Below are 7,141 nucleotides of genomic sequence, written 5' to 3'. Positions count from 1 at the left end.
CTAAAAGGGAGAACCAATGTTAGCTGCATCTGTTAGGTTAGTGGTATGTATTATGATGTAGCTCCAGTCTTCTTTGTTAGCTTCACTTCGAACATGCATACACACCTAACAACCGCTTCTCAATAATGAGACCTAACCTACATACTTGGCTAACCTTTTACATCGGTAGGCTTAATAAATAATAACTACTAACACCCGCTACCCAGTCTTAGATGAACCATAGCAAAAGAGCTTCCTATAGAACCTATGAACATAGCACATATCCTAGGCTTTCCACAAAAGAAACGTATCTTCAAGCCGTATATGCAGTCCAATTGATTATATCTACAACCACTACCTAATATGGTTCTAACTGGGGGGAAGAGTAAAGCCTATGCTATTTCTTCATAAGCTGCTACTACATATCAAACTATACATATATAAACCTAATACTATAAAAGAACTAGAAGTAGTACGTATTAACTTCATTGGTAAAAAAGGAGTTATATCAAACCTTCTTAAGTTCTTAAATAAGCTATCTATATTAAAAAGATCTATATTTGGTATTATAGTTAATGAGTCTAAACAGATAACTCAACTACTCTTTACTAACCGTAAGTCTATAATAGAATCATTAACATTAGAAGAAAGAGCTAAAGAAGAAGTAGACAGCTCACTTCCTGGTAGAACCATAACTATTGGTAGTTTGCATCCTATAACAGATATAATATCCAAGTCTGAAAGATTCTTTTTAAAGCTAGGGTTTATAGCTATGTCTGGCATTGAAATAGAAGATGCTTTCCATAACTTTGAAGTTCTTAATATACCTAAATATCATCCTTCTCGCACTGATCACGCTACTTTCTGGTTAACTAAAAAGCTTTTATTACGTACTCAAGCTTCTAATATGCAGTCTCGTTTATTAACAACCCAAAAGATTCCTATTAAAGTAATAAGTTCTGGACGTGTATATAGAAATGATTATAACAAAACCCATACGCCTACGTTTCACCAAATGGAAGGCTTTTTAGTTGATAAAACCATTAGCTATTCTAACTTAAAAACTATAGTTAGAGACTTCATATGGTTCTTATTTAATAATAAGATAAACCTACGCTTTCGTCCTTCTTACTTTCCTTTTACAATATTATCTACAGAAGTAGACCTATTAAGTTCTACTGGTACTTGGATAGAAGTATTAGGTTGTGGTATGATTCACCCTAAGATATTAAATAATGCTAATATTAGTTCTAACTATGCTGGTCTTGCTTTTGGTATTGGAATAGAGCGGCTAGCAATGTTATATTATAATATGAATGATATACGTCTTTTATATGATAATGACTTACGCTTTCTTAAACAATGTTAGCTAGAAGTAGGTAGCTTATGATATTTAGTGTGCTTTGGTTACGTGAATGGTTATACTTAGAAAAGGATATTAGCTATATAGCAGAACAACTAACTATGTTTGGACTTCATGTTGATTCAATAGTACCTATTCCTTATTATATTAACAGGCCTATAGTAGGTCATATTATAAACTACAAAAGGTATTCTAAGAATAGATACTATATATATTCTGTAGATATTGGTTATATAAAGCTATTAGATATTAAATGCTCTATATATGTTGAACAACCTATTTGTTTTAATATAGCTGTTGATGGTTCTAGCATATCGGGTTCTATAGGAGGTTTCCTATGGTCTTTATCAGGCATAGACATAAGCTATAGTTCTGATAGGTTAATAAAACTACCATTAGATTCTATGTTAGGTTCGCTCGTAAGTTCTTATTTTAACCATAATGATAATGCTATCAAAATAGCTATAGCTCCTAATAAAACCCATTGTTCAAGCATACTTGGTATTATACGAGTGTTATCATGTTTAAACAATATGTCTTTGAAATACCCATCTATTAATTATGTTAAGACAGCTTTTGTTAATGACATTCCAACATTGATAGAACCTAATAGGGTTTGTCCTTGTTTTGTATCTAGGCTAATAAGAAAGCTTAATATTAACATAGATACGTCCTTATGGTTAAGAGAAAAGCTTAGTCGTTGTGGTATATTATTAACTAATGTTCTTAATGATATAACAGCATATGTATTATTAGAGTTAGGACAGCCTATAGATATATTTGATCTTAATACTATAAAAGAAAAGCTAGTCATACGTTTATCTAAACCAAATGAAGTTATTACTCTTTTTAATGGGGATAAGATAGGTTTGAATTCAAATGCTTTAGTAATAGCTGATGTGTATAATATCCTATCTTTAGTCGGTATATCAAAAGCTAACTATGGGTCTATAACTATAAAAACAACTAACATTATATTAAGCGCTTTATATATTAATCCTTCATATATTATTGGTAAGCCACATTATAGATTATGCTCTAAGCTTTTATATCATTATGAAAGAGGTGTAGACTATAATATATTAAGCTTAGCTATAGAACGAATAAGTGACTTAATAATATCTATATGTGGTGGTTTTGCTAGTTCAATATATAACCATATAGCTACTAAGAATATTATCAAGAACCATAGAATAGAAATACATCGTTATAAGTTAACCAACTTAATAGGCTTTTATATGCCAGAAGGTAAGGTTAATATCATTTTAACTAACTTAAACTATAAAGCTATCCGTGTTAATGCTGTCTGGAAAGTCTTAATGCCTTGTTGGTGTTTCAATATAGCTATCGAAGAAGACTTAATAGAAGAAGTTATTAGCATATATGGGGTTTGTAATATTAGTATAAAACCTATATCTACTTATCTATCTTTTACTGACTCCATAAGAACCATAAAGACTCGAAAGCATTTAATACGTATTAAAGAGATGCTAACTGATAGAGACTATCATGAAGTAGTTACATATAGCTTTATTGATTCTAATATACAAACTAAACTATATTCTAATGTAAAGCATATCTATATAAAAAACCCAATAGCTAAAGAAATGAATGTAGTTCGTAGTTCTCTGTTAGTTGGTTTAATTAAGACATTAACTTACAAGCTAAGCCAGCAACAAAAGCGTATTCGTTTATTTGAGAGTGGTTATTGTTTTGTTGCTGATAAGGATATAGGTATTAAGCAAAAGCTAATGGTTGCTGGCATAATTACTGGTTCTAGATTCGAAGAACATTGGGATAGTAGCTATAGCTATAGTTTAGTTGATATCTATGATATAAAAGGTGACTTAGAAAGCATATTTGTTATTACTAGTAACTCTAATGATGTTGAGCTTAAACCAATATATAGCTTAGCATTACACCCAAACCAATCAGCTGCTATCTTTATTAAGAAGAGTTATATTGGTCTTTTTGGTTCTATTCACCCTAAACTACAGATGGAGCTAGATATTGTTAGAAGTGCTTTTATATTTGAATTATATTGTGAGAGCATTCTTGACTATAATATGAATATGTTTAAAGCTTCTAAGAGGACTATCCTTCCTATAATCCATAGACAGATATCTATAATAGTATCTAAACATATAATGGCTTCAACTATTATATCTGAACTAACTAATATAGCTACTGGTTATATAGTAAAGGCTAACGTATCTGATGTATATTATGATAATATAAAGGAAGGGTTTAAAAGCTTATCTCTTAGTTTTAATATACAAAGCAGTGAAAAGCCACTTAAAGAATATCTTATTAACTTAGCTATTAAAAGATATGTAGTTATATTAAAGCTAATGTTCAATGCTTATCTGAGATATTAGCTATTCATTCCTAATACTATATATAGCTTATTCATAGTTGTTTTAGCTTTTATGCTAGCTCTTATTGAACCATCATATATTAGTTTATTAAGATAGCTTTCATCTTTTCTAATAGATAAGCATTTAGTATGTAATGATGTTAGCAGCTTATTTAATGTATGTATAACAGCTTTTTTTAGACAACCATATAGGTTAAGTTCAAACCTTATTTCTAGAAGAGCTATATTAGGATTGTCTACACATGATAATAGGGTTAATAAGTTTGATATGCCAGGTTTAAATATAGGTTCATAATATATAGTAGGTGGCATATCAGAGTCTGTTATTGTTTTATTAACTTTAGAACCTAATGTATAAAGGCTGTCTAATAAATATATGGTACTTCTTTTATAGATATCAGATTTAGACATCTTTATATTTGGTTGTAATAAAGACATTATACATGCCCCTTGAACAGCTATACATGGTTGAGGGATAGTAAAGGCTTCTCCATACATATTATTAAATCGGTTAGCTATAGCTTTTGTAAGTTCTATATGTTGCTTTTGATCTTTTCCTATTGGAGTTATAGCTGTTTGATATAATAGGATATCTGCTGCCATTAGGACTGGATAACTAAATATACCAATATTAATAGGTTCTTTAGCTTTTAGATGCTTTTCCTTAAATTGAGTCATTCTTTTTAGTTCACCAAAATAAACATAACAACTTAATAACCAATTAAGCTGACTGTGTTCAAGTACATGAGATTGAATAAAAGCTATAGTATTTATTGGATCTATACCGCAAGCTAAGTATAATGCTAGAATGTCTAATGAAGAGCTGCGTATAGCTTTATTAGTTTTAATACTACTAAAAGCATGCATATCCGCTATACAATATATACATTCATTATCTTCTTGCATTCTGACCCAATGTAATAAGGCTCCTAAATAGTTACCTATAGTTAATGTTTCACTAGAAGGCTGTATCGCACTATATACCACAGGTTTCATAGTAGTTAGTCTTTATATTGCTTTTACCATAATACCTTTTTAAGCTTACTATATCCTAGTAGAACAGCTCTTGTATTCTCTATACTAAAGTTAGCTATATTTAACTGACCTATACGATCTCTTGACGTATACTTAGAGTTAGCTTTTTCCATTGTTATAGCTTTTAGGTTATATATTAAGTTATCAGAGCATGTACATATAATAGAATAGTCATTACCTTTTCTTAGTTCCAATATTAGTTCACCATTTATAATAGCTGTTATCCATTTAGATACTGCTTCTTTTATAGATAGTGACTGCGAGTCGAACCAACGTCCTAAGTAAAGCAGCTTTCCAAGAGTTCTTCCATAGCTACTTAACTGCTCTATAGTATATACATCATGTATTCCAGTAGTTAGCCTTTCATATACAATATAAAGCAACATAACACCAGGAGACTCATAAACACCTCTGCTCTTTGTTTCTATTATTCTGCTTTCTAGTTGATCTGATACGCCTATTCCATGTCTACTACCTATTGAGTTAGCTTCTTCTAATAATGCTAGCTGTATATTAAGCTTAATATTATTTATTGCTGTTGGTAGTCCATGTTTATATCTTAGCTTTAGTAGCTCTATAGGGATATGTGCTTTTTTCTTCCAAAAAGCTAAGCACATAATTAGCTCTATCTTTTTTATATTAAAGTCTAGATATTCTAACTCTTTTGCTTCGTATGTATTACCAAGGATGTTACAATCAGTAGAGTAATATCTTTTCTTTTGCTTTTTATAGTAAAACCCATTCTTTATCATAAGCTGGTACATTTCTTTTCTTCCACCAAGTTCATTAACAAAGCTATTATCCAGCCAAGGTTTATATATGGTTAGCTTATTATTTATTAGTAAACCATATCTGTAAAACCTTTCAATATCATTACCTTTATATGTACTACCATCACTCCATATACATATATTATATCTGTTCATATATAATACTATAGAAATACTAGTCACTATTCTGCTTAAAGGAGTAGTATTAAAATATATTAGGTTGGCTGTTTCTATATGAAAGGCCTTACACTGCAAAGCTATTAGTCCTTCTTTTATTAGACCTTTTCTACAATCAATAATGTAAGCCTTTTTAGCTCCATAACTAATAGCTTTTCCAATAGCTATATACATATGCTTTTCATCATACTGTCCTAAGTTGGCAGTGTATGTATAGACTATGCCTCCTTTATTACTAACCCATACAATTGCCGCACTAGTATCTAGACCACCTGAAAAAGCAAGACCTATTAGCTGTTTAGTTGGTAGCTTTCTTATTATATTAGTCATATTGTTAGTTATTAGATCTTCCCAACAGATAGAAAGACCATCGTTAGATTGTTGTTCTTAGTTACTATTTAAGCCTTTAGTTATTAGTTCTTTAAGTTGTTCTTTTGATAAAGCACCTATCTTATTATCTATTAGTTTCCCATCATGGAATAGCAATAATGTTGGAATGCTTCGTATTTCATATTTTACAGCTGTTATATTGTTTTCATCAATATTAACCTTAGCAATAGAAACCTTTATATTAAGTTCTTTTATTAACTCATTTAAGACTGAAAACATTAACTTACATGAGCCACACCATTCAGCCCAAAATACTACTAAGCCTAGTCCTTTTAGTTCTTTTATCTTTTTATCAAAGCATTCGTCATTAAGATGTGTAATATTATAGTTAGACATTTGGTTACTCCAGCTAGTTATTAGTTAGTAAGAACCTATATTAGATGGCAGTTATTGTTGTGTTATGTGTATGTGTATGTGTATGTGTATGTGTTGTTAGTTAAGATAGTTGTTTGTGTTGGGGAAAGAGGGGAGTGTCTTAGGAATGTATTAGATATGTGGTTAGGCATGTATATAGTTAATAGTATTTATGTCCAGACTTGGAATTGAACCAAGGACACGAGGCTCTTCAGACCACTGCTCTACCAGCTGAGCTATCTGGACAGGATATATATTAGTTGGTGGGTAGTGACGGGTTCGAACCGTCGGTCTTCTCCGTGTAAAAGAGATGTTCTACCACTGAACTAACCACCCAAGATGTATATGTAGAACAGATGTGGAATATGGTTAATAAGGCTGGGTTTCATATAGGTGTTATTAGCTTCTACTGACAGCGTTAACACAAAGACTGTTTAGAACCACTACAAAGAGGAAGTATTCTATAGTTAGCATGGGTTCCAGCTCTCCTTGGGTTTGGATGTCTCTTGGGTTGTGGTCTATGGGTTGAGAGCCTGAAGAAGATGTTCTTAATAGAAGCATCAGTAGCTTCATCTAAATATGTTAGAGAAGGGAGTAATATAGATATGCCTAATAACTACTACTACCCTCCTCCTTCTAGCTATATAGCTAACTACCAATAGGGTTCCCCCAAAGAACTATCTAAGCAGCTCATTA

At 31.2% G+C, this 7,141-nt stretch carries 5 protein-coding genes and 2 tRNA genes; 2 read left to right on the top strand and 5 right to left on the bottom strand.

Annotated features, from left to right (window positions below; translation table 11 throughout):
- The first annotated feature begins 373 nt into the window (after positions 1–373).
- Positions 374–1,348: a phenylalanine--tRNA ligase subunit alpha gene (gene pheS, locus TPPER_RS00225; RefSeq protein WP_099336789.1), complete on the top strand. Its 975-nt coding sequence runs from the start codon at positions 374–376 to the stop codon at positions 1,346–1,348.
- A 17-nt stretch (positions 1,349–1,365) separates the two neighbouring features.
- The gene (gene pheT, locus TPPER_RS00220; protein WP_099336788.1) at positions 1,366–3,720 is read left to right on the top strand and encodes a phenylalanine--tRNA ligase subunit beta; all 2,355 of its coding nucleotides are present in this window, start codon (positions 1,366–1,368) and stop codon (positions 3,718–3,720) included.
- Here the strand turns inward: pheT and trpS are convergent.
- The 5 genes from trpS to TPPER_RS00195 form a co-directional block, all read right to left on the bottom strand.
- Positions 3,717–4,715, bottom strand: a complete 999-nt coding sequence (gene trpS / locus TPPER_RS00215; RefSeq protein ID WP_099336787.1) for a tryptophan--tRNA ligase — start codon at positions 4,713–4,715, stop codon at positions 3,717–3,719. The genes pheT and trpS overlap by 4 nt on opposite strands.
- Before the next feature lie 23 nt (positions 4,716–4,738).
- Entirely contained in the window at positions 4,739–6,031 is a 1,293-nt protein-coding gene (gene argG / locus TPPER_RS00210; protein WP_099336786.1) for an argininosuccinate synthase, read from the bottom strand.
- 57 nt (positions 6,032–6,088) lie between these two features.
- Entirely contained in the window at positions 6,089–6,427 is a 339-nt protein-coding gene (gene trxA / locus TPPER_RS00205; protein ID WP_099336785.1) for a thioredoxin, read from the bottom strand.
- 191 nt (positions 6,428–6,618) lie between these two features.
- Positions 6,619–6,691, bottom strand: a tRNA-Phe gene (locus tag TPPER_RS00200).
- Between the two features lie 15 nt (positions 6,692–6,706).
- Positions 6,707–6,781 (bottom strand) — tRNA-Val (locus TPPER_RS00195).
- Positions 6,782–7,141 lie beyond the last annotated feature (360 nt).

Origin of the sequence: Candidatus Tremblayella phenacoccinincola, assembly GCF_002682985.1 — a bacterium.
In the GTDB taxonomy this organism is placed as follows: domain Bacteria; phylum Pseudomonadota; class Gammaproteobacteria; order Burkholderiales; family Burkholderiaceae; genus Tremblaya; species Tremblaya phenacola_C.
Note: the sequence above shows the minus strand (reverse complement) of the source record. Positions and strands in the feature narration are given on the sequence as shown.